The organism is Alteromonas sp. 009811495 (assembly GCF_028865455.1).
Classification (GTDB): Bacteria; Pseudomonadota; Gammaproteobacteria; order Enterobacterales; family Alteromonadaceae; genus Alteromonas.
Genome location: NZ_CP113972.1, coordinates 2,092,366 through 2,112,301, shown reverse-complemented (window position 1 = coordinate 2,112,301; position 19,936 = coordinate 2,092,366). Strand labels below are relative to the sequence as shown.

General features: G+C 42.7%; 20 protein-coding genes and 5 tRNA genes. 4 read left to right on the top strand and 21 right to left on the bottom strand.

Translation table 11 applies throughout. From position 1 onward, the window contains the following. The first annotated feature begins 98 nt into the window (after positions 1–98). Both ttcA and OZ660_RS09735 read left to right on the top strand, forming a co-directional pair. On the top strand, positions 99–1,052 hold the full coding sequence (gene ttcA / locus OZ660_RS09740) for a tRNA 2-thiocytidine(32) synthetase TtcA (protein WP_274743366.1): 954 nt from the start codon (positions 99–101) through the stop codon (positions 1,050–1,052). After that, the gene (locus tag OZ660_RS09735; RefSeq protein WP_159624579.1) at positions 1,053–2,042 is read left to right on the top strand and encodes a patatin-like phospholipase family protein; all 990 of its coding nucleotides are present in this window, start codon (positions 1,053–1,055) and stop codon (positions 2,040–2,042) included. Here OZ660_RS09735 and OZ660_RS09730 read toward each other — a convergent pair. The 8 genes from OZ660_RS09730 to OZ660_RS09695 form a co-directional block, all read right to left on the bottom strand. Then, a complete protein-coding gene (locus OZ660_RS09730) occupies positions 2,034–2,669 on the bottom strand; it encodes a DUF2987 domain-containing protein (RefSeq protein WP_274743365.1) in 636 nt (211 codons plus the stop codon). The genes OZ660_RS09735 and OZ660_RS09730 overlap by 9 nt on opposite strands. Next, complete coding sequence (locus OZ660_RS09725) at positions 2,666–3,457, bottom strand: glucosaminidase domain-containing protein (protein WP_274743364.1); 792 nt, start codon at positions 3,455–3,457, stop codon at positions 2,666–2,668. The genes OZ660_RS09730 and OZ660_RS09725 overlap by 4 nt, the downstream gene beginning before the upstream one ends. Beyond that, positions 3,450–4,181: a stress protein gene (locus OZ660_RS09720; protein ID WP_274743363.1), complete on the bottom strand. Its 732-nt coding sequence runs from the start codon at positions 4,179–4,181 to the stop codon at positions 3,450–3,452. Before OZ660_RS09720 ends, OZ660_RS09725 begins: the two co-directional genes overlap by 8 nt. A gap of 76 nt (positions 4,182–4,257) precedes the next feature. Continuing rightward, positions 4,258–4,884: a LysE family translocator gene (locus OZ660_RS09715; protein WP_159624586.1), complete on the bottom strand. Its 627-nt coding sequence runs from the start codon at positions 4,882–4,884 to the stop codon at positions 4,258–4,260. Positions 4,885–4,908: 24 nt separating this feature from the next. Further along, entirely contained in the window at positions 4,909–5,631 is a 723-nt protein-coding gene (gene cobB / locus OZ660_RS09710) for a Sir2 family NAD+-dependent deacetylase (protein WP_446698979.1), read from the bottom strand. A 35-nt stretch (positions 5,632–5,666) separates the two neighbouring features. Then, positions 5,667–6,494 carry a sulfurtransferase gene (locus OZ660_RS09705; RefSeq protein WP_274743361.1) on the bottom strand — a complete coding sequence of 276 codons (828 nt, stop codon included), beginning with the start codon at positions 6,492–6,494 and terminating at the stop codon, positions 5,667–5,669. Positions 6,495–6,539: 45 nt separating this feature from the next. Next, positions 6,540–7,034: a thiol peroxidase gene (gene tpx / locus OZ660_RS09700; protein WP_159624591.1), complete on the bottom strand. Its 495-nt coding sequence runs from the start codon at positions 7,032–7,034 to the stop codon at positions 6,540–6,542. 62 nt (positions 7,035–7,096) lie between these two features. Further along, a complete protein-coding gene (locus tag OZ660_RS09695; RefSeq protein ID WP_226434410.1) occupies positions 7,097–7,798 on the bottom strand; it encodes a tRNA-uridine aminocarboxypropyltransferase in 702 nt (233 codons plus the stop codon). A gap of 272 nt (positions 7,799–8,070) precedes the next feature. Here OZ660_RS09695 and OZ660_RS09690 point away from each other — a divergent pair, with 272 nt between their 5' ends. After that, the gene (locus OZ660_RS09690; RefSeq protein WP_274743360.1) at positions 8,071–9,072 is read left to right on the top strand and encodes an EAL domain-containing protein; all 1,002 of its coding nucleotides are present in this window, start codon (positions 8,071–8,073) and stop codon (positions 9,070–9,072) included. A gap of 28 nt (positions 9,073–9,100) precedes the next feature. On the opposite strand, the gene OZ660_RS19885 is transcribed toward OZ660_RS09690, so the two are convergent. After that, the gene (locus OZ660_RS19885) at positions 9,101–9,502 is read right to left on the bottom strand and encodes a winged helix-turn-helix domain-containing protein (protein ID WP_226434412.1); all 402 of its coding nucleotides are present in this window, start codon (positions 9,500–9,502) and stop codon (positions 9,101–9,103) included. A 243-nt stretch (positions 9,503–9,745) separates the two neighbouring features. Between OZ660_RS19885 and OZ660_RS09685 the strand changes: the two genes are divergently transcribed. Beyond that, positions 9,746–10,144 carry a DUF3718 domain-containing protein gene (locus OZ660_RS09685; protein ID WP_274743359.1) on the top strand — a complete coding sequence of 133 codons (399 nt, stop codon included), beginning with the start codon at positions 9,746–9,748 and terminating at the stop codon, positions 10,142–10,144. A 26-nt stretch (positions 10,145–10,170) separates the two neighbouring features. Here the strand turns inward: OZ660_RS09685 and OZ660_RS09680 are convergent. The 12 genes from OZ660_RS09680 to OZ660_RS09625 form a co-directional block, all read right to left on the bottom strand. Next, positions 10,171–10,257: transfer RNA gene (locus tag OZ660_RS09680), tRNA-Leu, on the bottom strand. Positions 10,258–10,316: 59 nt separating this feature from the next. Next, a tRNA-Cys gene (locus OZ660_RS09675) sits at positions 10,317–10,390 on the bottom strand. Between the two features lie 39 nt (positions 10,391–10,429). Further along, positions 10,430–10,505, bottom strand: a tRNA-Gly gene (locus OZ660_RS09670). A gap of 163 nt (positions 10,506–10,668) precedes the next feature. Beyond that, the gene (gene pgsA, locus OZ660_RS09665; protein WP_159624618.1) at positions 10,669–11,247 is read right to left on the bottom strand and encodes a CDP-diacylglycerol--glycerol-3-phosphate 3-phosphatidyltransferase; all 579 of its coding nucleotides are present in this window, start codon (positions 11,245–11,247) and stop codon (positions 10,669–10,671) included. Positions 11,248–11,358: 111 nt separating this feature from the next. Then, positions 11,359–13,191, bottom strand: coding sequence for an excinuclease ABC subunit UvrC (uvrC, locus tag OZ660_RS09660; protein WP_274743358.1), 1,833 nt, complete (start codon positions 13,189–13,191; stop codon positions 11,359–11,361). Between the two features lie 17 nt (positions 13,192–13,208). Further along, positions 13,209–13,853, bottom strand: a complete 645-nt coding sequence (gene uvrY, locus OZ660_RS09655; protein ID WP_202265674.1) for a UvrY/SirA/GacA family response regulator transcription factor — start codon at positions 13,851–13,853, stop codon at positions 13,209–13,211. A gap of 183 nt (positions 13,854–14,036) precedes the next feature. Beyond that, entirely contained in the window at positions 14,037–14,744 is a 708-nt protein-coding gene (locus tag OZ660_RS09650; protein WP_274743357.1) for a pirin family protein, read from the bottom strand. A gap of 183 nt (positions 14,745–14,927) precedes the next feature. Further along, positions 14,928–16,172 carry an aminotransferase class I/II-fold pyridoxal phosphate-dependent enzyme gene (locus OZ660_RS09645; RefSeq protein WP_274743356.1) on the bottom strand — a complete coding sequence of 415 codons (1,245 nt, stop codon included), beginning with the start codon at positions 16,170–16,172 and terminating at the stop codon, positions 14,928–14,930. A gap of 10 nt (positions 16,173–16,182) precedes the next feature. Continuing rightward, positions 16,183–18,297, bottom strand: a complete 2,115-nt coding sequence (ovoA, locus tag OZ660_RS09640; protein WP_274743355.1) for a 5-histidylcysteine sulfoxide synthase — start codon at positions 18,295–18,297, stop codon at positions 16,183–16,185. Between the two features lie 338 nt (positions 18,298–18,635). Then, positions 18,636–18,727: transfer RNA gene (locus tag OZ660_RS09635), tRNA-Ser, on the bottom strand. Between the two features lie 121 nt (positions 18,728–18,848). Further along, positions 18,849–18,940, bottom strand: a tRNA-Ser gene (locus OZ660_RS09630). A gap of 132 nt (positions 18,941–19,072) precedes the next feature. Then, entirely contained in the window at positions 19,073–19,885 is an 813-nt protein-coding gene (locus OZ660_RS09625; RefSeq protein ID WP_274743354.1) for a dioxygenase family protein, read from the bottom strand. Between the last annotated feature and the right edge of the window lie 51 nt (positions 19,886–19,936).

The following is a 19,936-nucleotide window of genomic DNA, read 5'->3' as shown; positions in this document are numbered from 1 at the left end:
AGTAAACAATAGCGAATAAATTAACGCGCGCAGGCATGGTTTCGAAAAGGTGCTTTATTGTATAATGTGCCTTTTATTACAAACCAAGCTAGTTAATTATGAGTCTAGGCACAAATGGTGCTGATGCGGCGCCTTTAAATGCGACGCAAAGTAAGCAAAAGTACAACTTCAACAAACTTCAAAAACGCCTTCGCCGAAATGTGGGTAAAGCCATTGGCGATTTTGGAATGATTGAAAATAATGACAAGGTAATGGTGTGCTTATCAGGCGGTAAAGACAGTTACACCATGCTCGACATTCTTTTATTTTTAAAGAAAATTGCGCCTATTCACTTTGACATTGTTGCCGTAAACCTAGACCAGAAACAGCCCGGTTTTCCGGAGCATATTTTACCTGAGTATCTAGATAGCATTGGTGTCGATTACAAAATCGTCGAAGAAGACACCTATTCAATTGTTAAAGATAAAATTCCTGAAGGTAAAACAACCTGCTCTCTTTGCTCCCGTTTGCGTCGCGGTATTTTGTATCGCACTGCGAAAGAATTAGGAGCAACTAAAATTGCACTAGGCCATCACCGTGATGACATGCTAGAAACCTTCTTTTTAAATATGTTTCATGGCGGTAAACTAAAATCGATGCCACCAAAGCTTGTTAGCGACAACGGTGAACACATTGTTATTCGCCCACTAGCCTATTGCACTGAAAAAGATATCGAAAAATATTCTCAGGCAGCAGAGTTTCCTATCATTCCGTGTAACCTATGCGGTTCACAAGAGAACCTACAGCGCCAGAATATTAAAGCCATGTTGCAAGATTGGAATCGTCGCTTTCCAGGTCGTATCGAATCTATGTTCCGGGCGCTGCAAAACGTGGCACCTTCACACTTGGTAGACAGCAATTTATACGATTTTAAATCAATTACCACACAAGATGGCCCGGTAGAAGGTGGCGATATCGGTTTTGATCAACCCTCTTTTAATACAAGTGCAGATGAGAGCGCACTAGATAATGACAACACTATCGAAGTAGTCAATATAATGGAACCGCGATAAATGAAAATAGGACTTGCGTTAGGTGCTGGTGCAGCAAGAGGCTGGACCCATATCGGTATTATAAAAGCACTGGAAAAACTCGGTGTTAAGATAGATGTCGTTGCAGGTTGCTCTATTGGCGCATACGTCGGTGCTGCCTACGCAAGTGGAAAATTGGATGAGTTACAAGAATGGGCGTGCTCGTTAAGTGACTGGCAGGTGTTGGCGCTAATGGGTGTAGGCCTTCGACGTGGTGGAATTGCCAGCGGTCAAAAGGTGTTTGATAAGCTGTCTAACGAGTTTTGTGTTGAGAACTACGAAGATATGCTAAAACCTTTCGCCGCGGTCGCAACCGATTTGTATTCGGGCCGCGAAGTCGTGTTTAACTCTGGTCCCATTGGCGACACAATTCAGGCTTCATGTGCAATTCCCGCCCTGTTTGCGCCCGTTGCGCATGGCGATCGCTGGCTTGTTGACGGCGCTGTTGTGAATCCAGTTCCTGTCAATCTGTGCCGACAGTTAGGTGCGGATTTTGTTATTGCGGTAAACCTCAATGCAGATTTTCGTCCGTTAATGATTGAAAAGTTACGTCATGATCATGAAGAAAATCAACGTAAAACTGAAGACTTTTTTACTAAAAGTCAAAATGTGTTGAAGCAATGGTTTTCCCCGGATAGTAAGCAAGAAGAAAAAGAGCCAACTGTTGTCACCGATGAATCAATTGCTTCAGAAGTTATCGAAAAAATTGAAGAAGAAGTGACTGAAGTGCCCGCAAAAGCAAAGAAAAGTAACCCACCAGGTATCATGAGTGTGATGAGTAGCTCACTTGATATCCTTCAAGCACGCGTTACACGTTCGCGTTTAGCTGGCGATCCACCCGATATTCTTATTGAGCCTCAACTTACCGATGTGGGGATCATGGAGTTTCATCGTGCACAGGAGTTATGCACAAAGGGCGAAGAAACTATCGCCCGAATTGCAGAACAAATTAGGTATCAGCTTCTAACTTGATGCCATAGCGGTAATTCTTAACGGCGCTTCAGGCAGCGTAAGGTCTTTGGCGTCTTTTAACCATTCCTCATCTAACTGCATAATACCATTGTTGACCTTAACACCTTGTGGAGTAACGAAATCTAGGTGTTTATCGTTAAATTGCACCATTAACCCTTTAACTGAGGGCATCATAAACGACAGGAAACTTCCCATTTCGTTAAAAAAAGCAGCATACTGTTCATAGAGGAAGTCGAGCTCATCTTTGGTGTAATACTGTTTCAAATATTCAGGCTTAGTTTCCAACTGCACTGACATATCGCACACATTAGCCCGTTCTTCTAGTGAAATTCTAACCAGCGCATTAGCCAACTTTAGTGCTTTTTCAGCTGGCACAGTAAAGCGGCCTTCTTCGCTCACATCCAGCGGCATTTTTTTCTTGTCGGTGACAATCTCAGCTTGCTCAATTCCGCATAAGCGACCTTCACCAACTCGGATAAAACCAAAAGCGAACTGTAACGCTTGGGTATCCTCGTTATCTAATTTCTTAACATGGCTGTAAAAACGGCTATATTCAACATCAATGGTTTCGCTGAAAGTAAAGCCTGATACAAGTGATGAAGCCAGTAATAGTGCGGCGCGTATCATTCGGTTAAAAACTCCTCGTTAAATCGGATCATAGTTTGAAGCTCTTCGACGTAAGCGGCTCCACGCTCTGAGTAATTCATCAACCCTTCGGCTAACGCAACACCAGTAATAGGAATTTGGTTAGCTCGTAATCGGCTTCTAATTTCGCGTAAATCTTCATAGGCATCATGACGGTTCAAATTACGCATGTAGGTATACGTAGCGCGAGAAAGACTGTCGAATTTGGCAACTTCATGAGATGCACCATCGTTTCGTTGACTAGGCACAAAGCCACAGCCTTTCGAAAAACACCACAGTCCGTAAAAATTATACCCCTTGCGAGCAAAGCGACTCGTTCCCCAAGCTGACTCGTTAGCCGCTTGTACGAGAACAAGTTCAACAGGTAACACATCTATTTTTTGTAAAAGGGCTAACAGTTTCGTCTTTAGCGGTTGGTTAGATTTAACGCGGTATTCTTCTTCTAACCATACTATACGCGCTTCATCATCATCGCTTAAAGGCTCATTGGCGAGCGCTTTGCGATAAAGTGTTTGAACGTAGTGCCTTAACGTTAACAAGTAGGCATTTTGCTTTTCGACTTCTGGTCGTAAATAAGAAAAAAAAGCCGCCTTTTTTTCCTTAACATCGGTGTATTGAGAGAAATCTGGTACCGGCTTTTTTGCCTCTACAGATTGGGGCAGGTCGAGAATATCAGGCTCATCTTCAGTAAAAATTATGGCGTTTATCACAATAACGGCAAGAACACCGAGAGTGATAAGTACAATTTTTAATGTTTCACGTTTATGCATCGAAGCTAGACTCATTCACATCATTTTCTGATGCGTCCGTGCGTTGGCCCTGCTCCCCAATCAGTTCCTGATAGAGCAAGCCCATCATACTAAAATAAAAAGGCAAAACCCATATAAGCGAGAATCCCAACGTAAGTGGTGCCGTTATGAATAGTAGTGTAAACACAGCAAAAACAGCAGCAATCTGAGACCAATAGGCATTAAATACGCGGCACGACAAAATAATTGCGCTTATGGGCGTCATTTTTCTATCGGCAACCAACATAAGCGCAAACGATGATGCGATATAGAAATAGATCCCAGGTAGCAGAAGTAACACCAAACCAAGTTGTACCAGAATACTGTTTACAAGTTGCGTCAACGCTAACAAAAACAATAAAGGGAAATACTGAAAAATAGTAAAAACCGAGGTTTTAAGACCACGCGCTTGGGTAACACCTATCATGTATAGACCCGTCAGTAGTGGCGCAACGATACATATAGCGGCAATTTCAATAATAGATTGGTGCTCGAAGGTGTACGTTCCATCATCATGGACAGTAATGTATTGCTGTGCAAAAACACCAAGTACAACAAAGGTTAGAAACAGCACTACACTGCCCTGCAGTAAGGTTCCAAAATTGCTTTTCGTCAAGCGTGCAGCTTTTGACAAAAGTGCTTTAATGTCGAACTCATAGGCTTTTGCTAACGTTTGACTAAGACGGTCTGGATGTACTTCTTTCACACAACTCTCTTTAGCGAACTTGTTAAAACCGTTGGATTATATCAACTTACGGTGGTAATTGCCCGTCTGCCTTTTATCAACCAATGATTAACTTAGCGGCCAATCCAACAAGGAGTACGCCCATGGCACGGTCTAGCCAATACCCTTTTTTACCGATTAGCTCTGCCACTTTACTTGTACTTAACATGTAAGAAAGGAAGCAAAACCATAAACCTGTCGCAATAGACAAATAGATGCCATAACCAAGTTTTACGCCAAATGGTGTATCGATACTAATTATTGCAGTGAACAATGATAAGAAAAACAGTGTCGCTTTTGGATTCAGTCCATTTGTTAAAAAGCCCATCCATAACGCCTTTTTGGCAGAAATTTGCGTTTTCCCCTTCACTTCAACGGTAATCTCATCATCTTTGGGAGGGCCACTTCTAAGCGCGCCAATTGCAAGATACAACAAATAGGCCGCGGCAAGATAACTAAACGTTGTAAACAACCACGGTGTGGTGGCTATCACTACACTAAGGCCAACTAGTGAGTACGCCACGTGCAATAAAATGGCAGCGCCAATACCTACACTGGTATACATGGCAATTCGACGTCCATACGCCACGCTGTTTCTAACAACAATCGCAAAATCAGGCCCTGGGCTTGCCACCGCAACTAGGTGAACTAAGGCGATAGTTAAAAACTCGTTCATGTACTGCATGTAATGCGCCTCCTACAGCGCGAATTAATTAAATTGTGCAATGAGATCGTCAACGAGCTTTGGTACTACTTCGGTAGCCAGCCCCTGTCGCGACTCATCAAAAAGTGCATTGGTAGCGCCAAAAGCTAAATTAGCTTCTATGGTAAAAGCCCCCGCCTCTTTTGCGACTTGTACGAAGCCCGCCGCGGGATAGACATTTCCTGACGTCCCTATTGATATAAAAATATCAGCCATCGCTAAAGCATCATAGATACTATCCATGTGCATCGGCATTTCGCCAAACCACACAATATCAGGTCTAAGCGTATTTCTACCACAGCAGGGACAAGCCGTTGTACCATCAAAATCATCAAGCCATTCAAAACGCTTACCAGAATCACCACACCGTGCCGACTTTAACTCGCCGTGCATGTGTACTACGTTTTGAGAACCGCCGCGCTCGTGTAGGTCATCTACATTCTGAGTAACTAATAACAAATTTTTCCCAATGTGCGCTTCTAGTTTTGATAATGCCTTATGACCGGCATTTGGTTTAACACTAGCTTGTTGAAGTTGTGTACGACGTGCATTGTAAAAACGATAGACTAAATCGGGGTTAGCATGAAAAGCTTCAGGGGTAGCTACCTCTTCTATCCGGTGGTTTTCCCATAAACCATCATTATCTCTAAACGTTTTAATTCCAGACTCTGCGGAAATACCGGCGCCTGTTAACACGACTATGTTGGGCTTTGTCATTTTTGTGTTCACTGGATACTGTATTGGGTAGCTAATACTATTTCTTGCTATCTTTCGCATGTTACAGGGTACTGGGCATTAGCCCCCCACTCTGACCACGAGCCATCATAAACTGAAACTTGAGTCGCACCACATAGTAACGCAGCAGTACCAATGATACAGGCGGTTATACCTGAACCACAGGTACAAATAATGGGTTTAGTCAAATCGACGCCTGTTGAAGCAAATATGGCTTTTAACTCGTCAACCGGCGCAAAATGGCCATTTTTCAATAAACAGGTAAAGGGCAAATTGAAAGCCCCTGGCATGTGGCCAGAGCGAAGCCCCTTTCGAGGCTCTAACACATCACCATAAAACCTAGGTTCGCTTCTGGCGTCTACAAGTTGAACATCCGTATCAAGGGCTTCTAATACTGCGTCAGAACCTACGAACCAACCAGGTCGTGCATGGCCTTCATAGGAAAAGTTACCGTATTGTCGCTGTTCCGATAGAGGCAGGCCCGCGTGTTTCCAGGCAGGCTGTCCTCCGTCTAATAATCTTACATCTTGATGGCCGATAGCTTTTAACATCCACCACACTCTCGGTGCGCTGTACGTCCCTCTGGTATCGTAAACAACTAATGGCGTATTGTTTGTAATACCGAGATTTCCTAAATAAATGCTGAGCTGTTCTGTAGATGGCATACTATGAGGAAAACCCGTGGCATGATCGCTACCCTCACCATCGAGATCAAAATCTACAGAAGCAGGGAGCACCATAGCTTCACGTGCATCAGGTGTCTGCGTTACAGGGTCATCCATAACAGCTCTAACGAGTGTCATTGGTTTTTCTTGCATTAACGAAGCAAGTTCTCCAACTTGCAATAACACTGACATTACTCGCTCTCCTGCTTGGTAAATTCCTGCTTAAAAAACAATGTACTACAGCGCTGCTATTGCCGCTTCATAATTTGGTTCTTCAGTGGTTTCAGCAACTTGTTCGGTATACACCACTTTGCCTTCACCGTTTATTACCACCACACAGCGAGACAGTAGACCAGCCAGAGGAGCTGATGTAAATGTGACACCATAATCATCTCCAAAGCTTGAACGGAACGTAGAGCCCGTAATGACATTGTCGATCCCTTCTGCTCCACAAAAACGACCAGCAGCAAACGGCAAATCCGCTGAAACACAAATAACCGTAGTATTATCCAACCCAGCTGCTTGCTCGTTGAACTTACGTACTGACATTGCACACGTCCCCGTATCAATTGACGGGAAGATATTTAAAACTACGTTTTTCCCAGCAAGTGATGATAGTGATATTTCACTGAGATCAGCTTTGACCAAGGTAAAGTCCGGTGCATTGCTTCCAACGCTTGGTAATTCACCAACGGTTAATACTTCATTGCCTTGAAATGTAATTGAAGCCATATTCTTTTCCTTTAAGTTACGTTGATATAGTGGTAGCCAAACAACAATATCGCAAACAAAAGTTACTTTTTTACTACCTGCTCTTTTACTTGCGAAGACGCAAACGCCAACTTGTGCTGCAAATGGGGCTTGCCCTTTAAATACTCTCGCCTAAAAATACTAAAATAATGTGATAGTGTATTGGCACCCTCTTGTTGCCCTGCTAATTCGAGTACGCTTATACCGACCTCAGCAGTACAGTGTTGAAAGGCATGTGTTGATTCTCTAAGTAAATAATCCGAATCGCGTTCAGTACTTAACCCTAATACAGGAAGCTGGTGTAAGTAAGGGCTTTTAACAAACATTTTTTTTGCCTCGCGCCATGTACCGTCCAAGAAAATAAACAGAAGTTTTTTGTTACAGGGCGTTGGCGGCGTTGTAATACAACGGGATGGCTCAGCATATTCATGTGGAAACACAACAATGGGAAAATAGCGCGGGTCGTTAATCAAATTAAGCAACGCTGAATCCGGCTCTGTCCGCTTCCATAAGAATGCATGGTTATCTTCTACTACATCTGCAATTAGTCGGCCTGTATTGGTAGGCTTGTAGTACTCTCCTTTATACATCAAAAACAAAACCGCGATATCAGTGCCGGGTGTAGGCTTATGTGCGCAAATGCAATTCAATTTTGGTAATAGACACACCTCGCAACGTATTACTTTACTACCACGGGCGTGAAACGGGCGTACTGCGCTTTCTAATTCTGCAGCACGCAAAGACATAATAGAGTTCAAAGTAGTATGTATTCATCGGTAACGTATGTTGGTAATTTAACACAAAAAGCTAGCGCGCTATAACAATTCACCTTCATGAGAGTTGTAACCGAACCAAGTGGACTTCTACATCGTAATGATTACGTCACAATTCGGAGAGCGTAAATATGTACTGTGCTGACTGTGAGACTGTAGATGATTACTTTTTTCAAAGGACAACCTTTTGGATTTTTGTCCCCACTGTAGAAACCTTTGGAAAAGTCGCGAGTCTTTGTGGTTCGATGCAATTACCCGCAAAGCAAGAATCCTCACATTGCATATCTTGTGAAGTGGAATACTCTGCAATTTCAGGTTTCATTACCTCACTAAATGGTGCCCTTGAAGTTAAAGAACTTGAAAACACCAAGGTTACTACGTCACAGACTCAAGACGTTCCCGGTATTGATGAGATGGGTAGAATGACAACCTTAGCCATCTTAATCTATCGCTTTCAGGCGAAGTGGCTGATTGAAAGTGTTGAAAAAGAGCGATATGAAACCTGGTATCAACCAATCGTTAATGCGCGCGATAAAAGCCTGTTTGCCAATGAGGGGTTGTTTCGTATTCGCGATGATCACGATGCAATCGTGCCACCTAGCTTAGCATTTAAATTAGCGGAACAGTCAGACTTGTTATTTTCGCTTGACCTTGTAGCTAGAAGATCTGCGGTTGAGTGTGCCGCAAAAGCAAAGCTCAATGGAAAGCTGTTCATTAATTTTAACCCTTCCAGCATTTACGACCCATCCTATTGCCTAAGAGCAACTGCCGCTTCAATTAATGAAATTGGTATGAAGCCTGAAGATGTTGTATTTGAAGTGACTGAAACGCACCGTGCGAACGACTTAAATCAATTAAAGGGTATTCTGGCATTTTATCGTAATGCAGGGTTTCAGGTTGCCTTGGATGACATTGGTTCAGGATGGTCCGGATTAAACTTACTTCAATCATTAAGGCCTGATTATGTGAAAATTGATATGGAATTGGTTCGAAATGTCCACATTGATGAATACAAACAGAATATAGTCACGAACCTCATTAAGATTGCTAAAACAAATCACATTGAAGTTATTGCCGAAGGAATTGAGTGCGAAGAAGAAGCTCTGTGGTTAACTATGGCCGACGCAGACTACCTTCAAGGATACTTTTACGGAAAACCACAACCGATGAAGCCTAAACTGACCGAAGAAGATGCTCAAAAAGTCGAATCGTCACTTAAACCACTCGACAAGGCTGCGCATGTTTAGCCGACGCCGAGGGGCCTAAAACGACAGTTCAATGTTGAGATAGCAAGCGTTGCAACATATTGTGAAAGCGGTGGTAATGATGTGACAACCAATTTTTTATCGAAGTAGCCAAATCTTCATTGCAGCTTAATTCTACGAAACGATATCCTACACTAGGTATCGTTTCTATCCGCCACATCCGCTTTTTATCTATTTTTTTTATTTGTGCGCGCAACCGCGATACTGTGTGATTTATATTGTCATCGCACACATGCCTTCCACGCCATACGCTTTGTTTTATGGCCTCACGACTTACCACTTTATTTGCATTTTGTTTTAGTAAAGAGAGAAGTGATGAGCATTGCGGTGACAACAATGTTTCTCTTCCGTCACTTGTTCGCAACAGATGAGATGAGCTATCGAATGTAAGGGTTATCGTTGATTTGTCCATGCTGAATAATCGCACGCAACAACAAAATAATAGCCTTTAGTCTAGTACATTATCATGAAACCCGCGTTCATAAACATGACAAAGCGCAGCTTAAATGCGACAAAACGATGAATTACCGTATAAAATTTTTTCATAAAATTTGTCGGCAAAATTCATCGTAAAGCACCTCCTCGAGACCTAGCATTTAAAGCACCTTATGAAGTAGTTGGGTCAATACAAACAAATTATTCGAGGGATTTTGTAATGAATGTATTTAATAAAAAACTAGTCACTTTGGTAATGAGTGCACCGCTTCTAATAACATTTAATGCCATTGGTGATAGTGGTTATGATAAAGCAATCGAAGATGACTTAATTTCGGTATGCAAAAGCGCAGCACTTAACGACAAACATGGCGTGAGAAAATCAGCTTATAGTATTTTTCCCAACACAAAACACATGTCGAATTCATTAAGAACCCTTTCTCAAGGTTTAGTGTGTAACGGAATGCAAGTGACAGAGTTTGCCAGAGTTTATGGTGCTGATGATACTTATGCCATGTTCAAGCGCTATTCACCGCAACGTACGAAAGTTGAAATTAAAGATATTGAAGTTTCGTATCAACGAGAAAACCTAAGCAACATTACAGCAGTACTTAAATAGGTAATTCAATGAAAATGGTAGATAAATGGTGCCCGGGGCCGGACTTGAACCGGCACGCTGTTACCAGCGAGGGATTTTAAATCCCTTGTGTCTACCAATTTCACCACCCGGGCATCGGGTTGCTTTTCAGCAAGGTGTCAGGCGTAGAACCTGATGCTGCGATGCAGCTTTGTGGAGGCGGAACCCGGAGTCGAACCGAGATAGACGGATTTGCAATCCGCTGCATAGCCATTCTGCCATTCCGCCAGTGCGACTGGCGCTGATTAAGTTATCTCATTAAGAGATTGGAGCGGGAAACGAGATTCGAACTCGCGACCCCGACCTTGGCAAGGTCGTGCTCTACCAACTGAGCTATTCCCGCATACCTTAATCGTACATTTCGTTTCGGTGATGTCCTCTCGAAATGTGGGGTGCATTCTACCTACCCATTCAGAACTGTCAATACGAAAAAACGTTTAAATTGAGATAAATGCGTATTTTTATGATCGTTTGCTATTTTTTTATTCACTTTGATTAATGTACGATCAATTTCCTTTCAATGCGCCACCTTTAAGGTGAGGCCACGCAGCTTTTGTATAGACAATCATTGACCAAATTGACAGCACTGCAGCAATATAAAGAAGAATATAACCCAGTGTCACCCAATAAATTGGAAAGCCCATAAATGTTTCTAGACCAGAAAGTAATCCAATTAATGCTAACATTTGTGCTGTTGTTTTAGCTTTTCCTATAAATGATACTTTTACCGCTTCACGAACACCATTTGAGCCCATCCATTCTCTTAATGCCGACACATAGATTTCTCTTACCAACAAGGCAATTGCAGGTAATGTAATCCATAAGGTGGCGTAACTATGTGTGATCATTAATAGTGCTGCCCCTACAATTAACTTATCTGCTACGGGGTCGAGAAATGCGCCGAAGGGTGTAGATTGTTGTAATTTTCGTGCAAGGTAACCATCAAACCAATCAGTAATCGCAGCAAGCCAAAATATAAAAGCGCCTGCTTCATGCGCCCAACGCCAATCAAGAAAATAAACAACCACGAATACAGGAATAAGAATTACTCTAAATAAAGTAATACAGTTTGGAACAGTCCACATAAAAAATACGTCTCAGTTTTGTGCCTCTATGGGCGTTTAGCGCAGCTTTATCGCTTTCATTTTTGTAACACATTACCCTAAAATCGCGTGTAATGCTTGTGTGCATGCGTTTTATTGGTGAAGGTGATCGTAAATAGTCTCCGCCAATTCTTGACTTATGCCAGGTACACTTGCAATTTCATCTCTACTGGCTTTCTTAAGCCCTTGTAGCCCTCCCATAAATTTAAGCAGTTGTTGTCTACGTTTTGCCCCAATTCCAGGAATACTTTCAAGACTTGATGTGGTTTTCACTTTTTGGCGTCGGTTTCTATGCCCTGTGATAGCGAAGCGGTGAGATTCATCACGGATGTGCTGAACCAAGTGCAGCCCCGGAGAATGGCTTTCCATCGACACCACATCATGACTACCTGCAAGTATCAGCGTTTCAAGGCCGGGCTTACGCGTTACACCTTTGGCTACGCCCAGTAACATTGGTTTTTTATCATGCGGCCAATCTTCGAAAAACGCTTCAGCTTGTGCAAGTTGCCCTTTACCACCATCAATCAACAGTAAATCGGGGATCTTTTGCACTTCTTTAACCGACTTATAACGGCGTTTAAGCGCTTGCGCCATAGCGGCATAATCATCGCCAGGCGTGATACCTTCGATGTTATATCGACGGTAGTCACTTTTTAGTGGCCCTTCACGGTTGAACACTACACACGACGCTACCGTCTGCTGGCCTGATGTATGACTAATATCAAAGCACTCCATGCGCTGAAGCGGCACATCGATATCAAGGGCATCTTCCAAATCCAGGTAACGGGCAAAAACAGACTTCTGTTGACTGTACTGCGCTTCAAGTGCAGTTTGCGCATTGGCTTGTGCTAGTGCTAAATATTTGCGTTTTTCTTCCCTAGCCCCTTTGAAAAAAGTAACTTTATGCCCTGCTTCGCTGGCAAGCACCTCAGCAATGGCGTCTTGATCACTTAGTGTTTGAGCTAACACAATTTGCTTTGGAATGACTTTATTGCCCGCTAAATAAAATTGAAGAAAGAAAGATTCAAATACCTCTTGCTCGTCGGCTGTATTGGGAACCTTTGGAAAAAATGCTTTGCTCCCGAGCAATTGACCATCGCGAATAAACATGACTTGGATACAAGCCATGTTGCCTTTAAACGCAAAGCCAAAAACATCCATTTCGTCTTGAGTACCTGCTACCCACTGCCGCTCCTGTACCTTTCTTAACGCATTTATTTGATCGCGATATCGAGCAGCGGCTTCAAAATTTAGGCTTTCACTGGCTTTTTCCATTTTCTCTACAAGGCTGCCAATCACTTGCTGATTTTTCCCCTTTAGAAAAAGACGCGCAAAATTGACCTGCTCTTTATATTCTTGATCAGTGACGTAGCCTTCAACGCAGGGTGCGCTGCAACGTTGCATTTGATACTGCAGACAAGGCCTACTTCGAGCACGATAGTAACTGTCTTCACATTGTCTTACGGGAAAAATGCGTTGCATTGAGCGCAAGCTTTCACGTACCGACCACGCACTGGGATAAGGGCCAAAATATTCACCCTTTTTCTTCTGAGGGCCGCGGTGGAAAGATAAACGAGGATGCTGATGATCAGATAAAAATATAAACGGATACGACTTATCATCACGCATAACCACGTTATAACGCGGCTTGTATTTCTTGATGAAGTTATTTTCAAGTAGAAATGCTTCCGTTTCACTGTTAACCACAGTGACGTCCATTTTGGCTATTTGACTGACCAGAGCACGTGTTTTGGCGTTGTCTAGATTCGCACGAAAATAACTGGAAACGCGCTTTTTAAGATTCTTCGCTTTACCAACATAAATAACCTCATCCTGACTGTTGTACATTCTGTACACGCCAGGTTGAGAGGTTAAGTTTTTTAGGAATGCCGCTGAGTCGAAATCTGAAGGTTGTCGCTTTGACATAATGCGCAGGTTAACGCCTATAGTAAATTGGGGTCGATAAGCTTATGGCGCAGAGCGAGATGTGTTAGCTCAACGTCCGATGTCACGCCCAACTTATCAAACATACGGTAGCGATAGGTATTAACTGTTTTTGCGTTAATACTCAGTTCACTCGCGATATCTGTTACGCGTTGGCCTTTTGTTAACCGTAGCGCAATGTTAAGTTCTCTACTCGATAAATCGTTAAATGGATTATCTGAATTAGGCGAAAGTTTTCCTATTGCAATGCTATTGGCTACTTCGCTATCAACATACTTTTGACCACCCACAACTTTGTGAATTGCTAATATTACTTCACTCGGCTCGGCGTCTTTAGTGAGAAAACCGTATGCACCCGCTTCCATAACTTGCATTGGAATGGGACTTTCTTTGTGCATCGACAAGCATATTACACGCGTATTTTCAGACATGCGGACAATTTTTCGGGTAGCTTCTAAGCCACCTATACCAGGCATGTTCACGTCCATGAGTACCACATCTGGAGCGTCTTTTCGGCACAATTGTACCGCGTCTTCACCGTTTCTTGCTTCACCAAGAATTGTGAAATCGTCTACGTCTTCCAGAATTCGGCGTATCCCTGTTCTGACCAAATCATGGTCATCTGCTAGGACTATTTTTATCACTCTAGTATCTCACTGACTTCAGTTTAAGGTAACTACTGAAATAAGGGCTGTTCGCTGTACTTTACCAATACAAACAAACCGCCCCAAAATCACTCGTCCGTCATCATACCATGAGTTACGCTTACGTGAAGTGCAGATACACATTTTGTAAATAAATTATTGATATAAAGCAATTTTGCAATGTTAACTTGGCAAGTCAAACCAAAGTGCAACCAGGTCATTGCTCGCAATAATATCAATAGTGTCGCTTTCAAAAACACCCACTGCATCACCGTGGCTAAGAAGGAGTATTTCTTCTTCGCTACCCACTTTCACTTGCGCGTTACCACTTACAATATGCAAGTAGCCCTTGCGTTTACCGGTTTCAAGTGAAAGTTGCTCGCTTGCGTTTAATTGTAGTCGGCTAATTGATGCATCTTGCTTTATCTTAAGTGAGTCATCTTTACCGTCACTGCTTACGAGTAATTCTAGTTGAGCGTCGCTACCAAAGGTTTTTTGCGCATAACCCGGCTCGCCACCTTTCTCACTAGGTACAATCCAGATTTGTAAGAAATTAACCGGTTCATCACTCGATGGATTAAACTCCGAATGCATTATGCCTTTGCCCGCACTCATCACTTGCACATCGCCCGCCGGGACCACATATTCATTGCCTGTACTGTCTTTGTGCTTCAACGCACCATCGACAACGTAGGAAATGATTTCCATGTCCCTGTGGCCGTGGGTTTCAAATCCTCTACCAGCCTGAACAACATCATCGTTAATTACACGAAGTGCAGAAAACCCCATATGCTTTGGATCGTAGTAGTGACCGAACGAAAAACTATGCTGACTTTGCAACCAACCGAAATCTACTTTGCCACGGGTATGTGCTTTTCTTAGATAAACCATAAACCTTCTCCTCAAGATAATGGTTACCCGCAGTTTGAATGCAGTAGTGTCCTGAACGACAACCACATGCTGAAAATAAAGTATGCGGGTAACTTCACAATGGAGATCATTATACGACCTAAATGATAGGATAAAATTTCATATAATTGCCCTTATCATTCTACATAACAGAATTTAGGATGATTAATTGGCTGAGAAAAACAGACGGTTTAGGGCTTGTTCAATATGTATAGGGTGACAGGCAAGGTTCATTCTAATGAAGCCATTGGCACCAAATTGTGCGCCGTCGTTAACAATAACACCGAGGGTTATGCATTGGTTGATGTCTTCAGCTGGCTTAAAAACGTGGTTAGATACTGGTTTTGTTAATGTGATCTTGCGTAAATTTAACCACAAAAAATACGTTGCTTGACCCATTGTGTAGTCTGCATCAATACCGTAATGAGCAAAATAAGTGTTGACCAACTTGCGATTAAACCCAATGGCGGCGCGCATTGTTTGAAGCCAACCTGACCCATAGTGATAGGCACTGATTAATGCCGCTTTAGCAACTGGCCCAGCCTCTAAGTGACGTTGACTCAGTGAGCGCTTAAGCGCAGCTCTCTTTTGTTCATGTGCAATGATGGCATAGGACGCCCCCGGCATACTTGATAAGTTGAATGCTTTATTGACGCTATTCACATGCACTATGTTTTGAGACTGCGCTAACCCCGCAGAGCCCCCAAACAATGGAATAGCATTAGGGCTATCTTGTTCAACAAATCCTAGTTCTGCGTGCACCGCATCGATGATCAAAACAATATTATGTTGTTCGCAAAAACGAATAATATCGACCTGATTTACGTGCGTCAGTACAGTGCCATCAGGGTTATTGGGGTGACATAGTACAAATGCTTTCGCGTTTTCATTGAGTGAATTTACATGTATTTGGCTATCTGACACGTAAACAGGACTGGGCTGCATATTATTAAGAGTAATAACGTCTGTTAAAGGTCCGTAGGTAGGCGATAACACCATCACTTCATCGCCTACATCGCAAAACGCTCTTAATGCGCTATCAACAGCACTGATCACACTTGGCACTTCAATTACATGGTGCGCTTTGACATCACAGTCAACACCCAACGAGTCCCCTACCCGGTTGTGCCAATCAGCAACTGCATTTGCAAATGGCAATGACTGATATCCATACTGCTCACTAATCTGCGACACAAGGGCGTCAATAACACATTGCGGTGGTTCTGCGTCCATATCGGCAATCCACATCGCAATATAGTCGTCAGGCGCACTTGGGAAACGCGCTGATACGCCAGCAAATTTTAAGCGCGTTGAGACGTGCTTATCTGCAGGTTGTTTTTGCCACACATGTTGGTATGGCAAAAACGCTGACGCTAGGCTGTTGAAAACAAGGGTTGTATTAACTTCCATGTACCTTGGGTCACTTCACTTTTTGAAACACATTAAACTCAGACAGCGTGTGCTGGAATTTGCGCTTGGTTTCCCTAATAACAAAAGGAATTGACTCCGGCTCGCCAATGCGAACAAAAGCAGAACCTAAACTTTGTTCAAGTGCCTGTGTGGAACTTAACGTTTCACCGTTCTCGTCTTTATATCCACCCAACCACTCTTTGCGTTCTGTGTATTCCTCTAACCAAGTAAACGGACTTGCAACTATAAGCATTCCACCCGCATTTAAACGCTTTTGCATTTCGCTAAGTACTTTGCGTGGGCTGTACACCCTATCAATTAAGTTTCCAAGGAAAATAAGGTCATACCCAGTGAACTGGGGTTTTAAGTTACAAGCATCGCCTTGCGCAAAGGCCACTTTAGACGTTACATCACTCAGTCCAAGAGATGATAACTTGCGTGAGTGGAAGGACGTTAACTCGCCCTCTTCGATAAGGTGGTAGCGAATTTCTTGACGTTCCTGCATATCAAAAGCCGTTTTGATAAAACGCGCAGAAAAATCGACGCCGTCTACATGGTCGAAGAAAGTAGCCAGTTCAAATGTAGAACGACCAACAGCACAGCCAAGATCAAGCGCTTTACCATTGCCGCCCTTGCCCACTTCAACCATTTTTGCGATACAAAACTCAGCACTTGCCTTAGCAAAGTTCGGGATACCATAGTACTGGTCTCCGTAATGAAATTCGCTATATTGAGAAACCTGAGTATCGCTTTCATAGTCAAAATCGTTCACGTTAATTACGCTCTCACTTTGAACATATCTAAAACCTGCGTGTTGGAAAAAATGACGTCTAAACGCATAACGGCTGTCTTTCATTGCCTCATTACCCGTTGAGATCCAACTGCCCCCTTTAAACAAATTATGTTTATTGTCATAAGTCGGTGTAGTGAAATCATCGTATAAAGGATGTACTTTAAAGCCATCGAAAGGATAAATGGGGGTTTCTGTCCACTGCCAAACGTTACCTACGACATCAAAAAAATCCCCTGATTGATTAACGTTAACCGGTTCACTGGACGCGTATTTCTGAAGTGCAATATTAAATCCGTTATCATATATCGACTGGGTAACGCCAGCATAGTCGCGTAAAGCAAACCACTCATTTTCTGTAGGTAAACGAATAGTCTTACCCAGTTGTTTACTTTTGTAATTACAAAATGCTTTCGCTTCGTGATAGTTAACGTCTACGGGCCAGTCCAATGGCAGATCGTGTTCCTCTAGCATACTGCGATAGCGGTATCCTGACGCTGTTTTCACCCAAAAAACGGGATGAGTGGCCTGCGTGTACTCACGCCATTTATTGCCCTCATCTTCCCAATAATCAGCGTTGGTATAACCACCGTCCTCGACGAATGCGAGAAACTCGCCATTGCTTACAAGGTACTTTGCCGCACTAAACGCTTTTACTTTTTCTTGTTGATTACCGTATTCGTTGTCCCAACCATAGTATTCGCCGTCCCACGACTTTGAACTTGTGACTGTTGTCGCTGGCACGTTTATCAAGCCATTTTCGGGTGTGCTATTGGTTGTAAAGGTTGTACACCTAGGCCAATTTTCATTTTGCTTTACCGAGCTAACAGGAAGTTGTCTAATTAATACCGACGAGGTTTCAAGGTGAATACGCTCATGTTCAATACCCATAATTACTGGCCACATGGGGCTTTCCCAGTTAATGGGCATACTGAATGATAATGTGTCGATGAGGTCGCAAACCAGTGTTCTCACTTGATTTCGGTATGTACGTACCGCTTCAACACTTGGCCAATCATAATTGTCATCGTTCAAGTCATCCCAACTCATTTCATCGACGCCTATGGCGAACAATGATTCGAATTTAGGATTAATCCGCTCGTTTATCGCTTTAGCCAAAACTAATTTATTTATGAAAAATGTAGCGGTATGTCCAAAGTAGAAAATAAGTGGGTGCCTTAGCTTTTCTGGCCGTTCGTAAAAGGCATCGTCATTGGCCAAACATGAAAAAAGTGATTCGTAGGTATCGAATGAATCAAGAAAATACGCTTTAATTTCAGCGCGCTTTTGATCTACGGTTCCCTTCCTTAGGTTGAGCGTGGGCATTGCTTGCATACTATCCTCTCGGGTTCTCTGATTTTCTTACTGCTGATCACGCCGAAAACCAAAGATTAACAGCGGATAGGAAGAATTAGTCTCAGCAGTACGGTTTAACTAGTAGCAAATCTATTTATTTTTATCAGGCTTCAGTGAATAAAACACTATATATACATAGACTTTATGATGAAATGCAGTTTAGTTACAAAATAGAGACAGGATGAGATCAGATTTTATTTCATATGAAAGCGAAAACCTTAGGTCTGGTGGGCTAATAATGGGCTTCTCACCCTCACTCATTCATACTTTTCTTAACGTATAAAAAAACCCGCAACAATGTGCGGGTTTCTCGAAAATGGCGGAGAGTGAGGGATTCGAACCCCCGGTGGGTTTGACCCCACGTCTGATTTCAAGTCAGGTGCATTAAACCGGGCTCTGCCAACTCTCCTGAAGTGGTGTGTATAATAATGAATTTATTCACTCTGTAAAGCACAAATTCAATAAAATCAATCAAGTGGTTAAAAATTTAGCATAAAAAAACCCGCAACAATGTGCGGGTTTTTCGAATGTGGCGGAGAGTGAGGGATTCGAACCCCCGGTGGGTTTGACCCCACGTCTGATTTCAAGTCAGGTGCATTAAACCGGGCTCTGCCAACTCTCCTGAAGTGCTGCGTATAATAATGAAAAAAATAAGTGTGTAAAGCGCTAATTACTGTAAATCTAATCAAGTGCTGATTTGATAAACAATATGCTCAAAATTTGGCTTTAAAACACTTAAAATTCGTAATATACGCTAGCTATGTTGCCACAAAAACATGCTTGCAGGCTTGTCCAATAACGTTAGCCGATAAAATTTGTCTGCTGCGCGTTGATTTGCCCCATAGCACACATGAAGTGGTAACAAATGCTCTTCTCTGGGATGGGCAAATGTAGCCTCAGGTGCATCTTGCCAATGAATTAATGCATCAAGTCTATGTTCATTCTCTAAAAACTTAGTTGTCATGGTTTCTTGCAGCCACAAATCAAATTGCGCTGCGCGCTCATACAATGATTGCTCGCGTTTAAAGAAAGCACTCATATTGTGAAACGATGAACCTGAACCCAATAAAAGAACATTATCGATACCGCTTTTTAGTATGGCTTCGCGTATAACATTACCCAATGTGAGATGAAAATTAGGCTCAAGGGTTTGTTTAAGTGACACTTGAATACACGGGATGTCAGCGTTTGGAAACATTATTTTTAGGGGAACAAACATTCCATGATCGTAACCCCGCTCCTCATCTAGCTGCGCTGCAATACCATTTTGACTAATCGTCTCACAAATGTGTTCAGCAACATGTGTATTACCCTTCGCAGGATAGGCAATTTTATATGCCTTATCAGGGAAACCATAATAATCGTAATACAACTCGGGGGTTGCATTTGACTGTACAGAAACAAACGGTGCTTCCCAATGCGCACTAACAACAATAATCAAATCAGGCTTATCCATATCGCTAACAAGCTGCTGTAATGTAGTCACCATTTCCGTGTGACTGCTGTCACCTAGCAGTGGCAATGGCCCCCCTCCATGAGAAATATAAGCGGTTGTTAATTTTGTCATAACACACCCTCCACTATCGCTTATTGTTACAAACGTAGATACAAAAAAAGC

What these genes read in the sequence shown, in the direction of transcription:
- ovoA (WP_274743355.1), bottom strand. Translation starts at nt 18,297, where the DNA reads ATGCAAGCAATGCCCACGCTCAACCTAAGGAAGGGAACCGTAGATCAA.
- OZ660_RS09650 (WP_274743357.1), bottom strand. Translation starts at nt 14,744, where the DNA reads ATGGTTTATCTAAGAAAAGCACATACCCGTGGCAAAGTAGATTTCGGT.
- pgsA (WP_159624618.1), bottom strand. Translation starts at nt 11,247, where the DNA reads ATGTGGACTGTTCCAAACTGTATTACTTTATTTAGAGTAATTCTTATT.
- ttcA (WP_274743366.1), top strand. Translation starts at nt 99, where the DNA reads ATGAGTCTAGGCACAAATGGTGCTGATGCGGCGCCTTTAAATGCGACG.
- OZ660_RS09685 (WP_274743359.1), top strand. Translation starts at nt 9,746, where the DNA reads ATGAATGTATTTAATAAAAAACTAGTCACTTTGGTAATGAGTGCACCG.
- OZ660_RS09705 (WP_274743361.1), bottom strand. Translation starts at nt 6,494, where the DNA reads ATGTCAGTGTTATTGCAAGTTGGAGAACTTGCTTCGTTAATGCAAGAA.
- OZ660_RS09645 (WP_274743356.1), bottom strand. Translation starts at nt 16,172, where the DNA reads ATGGAAGTTAATACAACCCTTGTTTTCAACAGCCTAGCGTCAGCGTTT.
- OZ660_RS09730 (WP_274743365.1), bottom strand. Translation starts at nt 2,669, where the DNA reads ATGATACGCGCCGCACTATTACTGGCTTCATCACTTGTATCAGGCTTT.
- uvrC (WP_274743358.1), bottom strand. Translation starts at nt 13,191, where the DNA reads ATGTCAAAGCGACAACCTTCAGATTTCGACTCAGCGGCATTCCTAAAA.
- OZ660_RS09695 (WP_226434410.1), bottom strand. Translation starts at nt 7,798, where the DNA reads ATGTCTTTGCGTGCTGCAGAATTAGAAAGCGCAGTACGCCCGTTTCAC.
- OZ660_RS09625 (WP_274743354.1), bottom strand. Translation starts at nt 19,885, where the DNA reads ATGACAAAATTAACAACCGCTTATATTTCTCATGGAGGGGGGCCATTG.
- OZ660_RS09725 (WP_274743364.1), bottom strand. Translation starts at nt 3,457, where the DNA reads ATGCATAAACGTGAAACATTAAAAATTGTACTTATCACTCTCGGTGTT.
- OZ660_RS19885 (WP_226434412.1), bottom strand. Translation starts at nt 9,502, where the DNA reads ATGGACAAATCAACGATAACCCTTACATTCGATAGCTCATCTCATCTG.
- OZ660_RS09715 (WP_159624586.1), bottom strand. Translation starts at nt 4,884, where the DNA reads ATGCAGTACATGAACGAGTTTTTAACTATCGCCTTAGTTCACCTAGTT.
- OZ660_RS09735 (WP_159624579.1), top strand. Translation starts at nt 1,053, where the DNA reads ATGAAAATAGGACTTGCGTTAGGTGCTGGTGCAGCAAGAGGCTGGACC.
- tpx (WP_159624591.1), bottom strand. Translation starts at nt 7,034, where the DNA reads ATGGCTTCAATTACATTTCAAGGCAATGAAGTATTAACCGTTGGTGAA.
- OZ660_RS09690 (WP_274743360.1), top strand. Translation starts at nt 8,071, where the DNA reads ATGCAATTACCCGCAAAGCAAGAATCCTCACATTGCATATCTTGTGAA.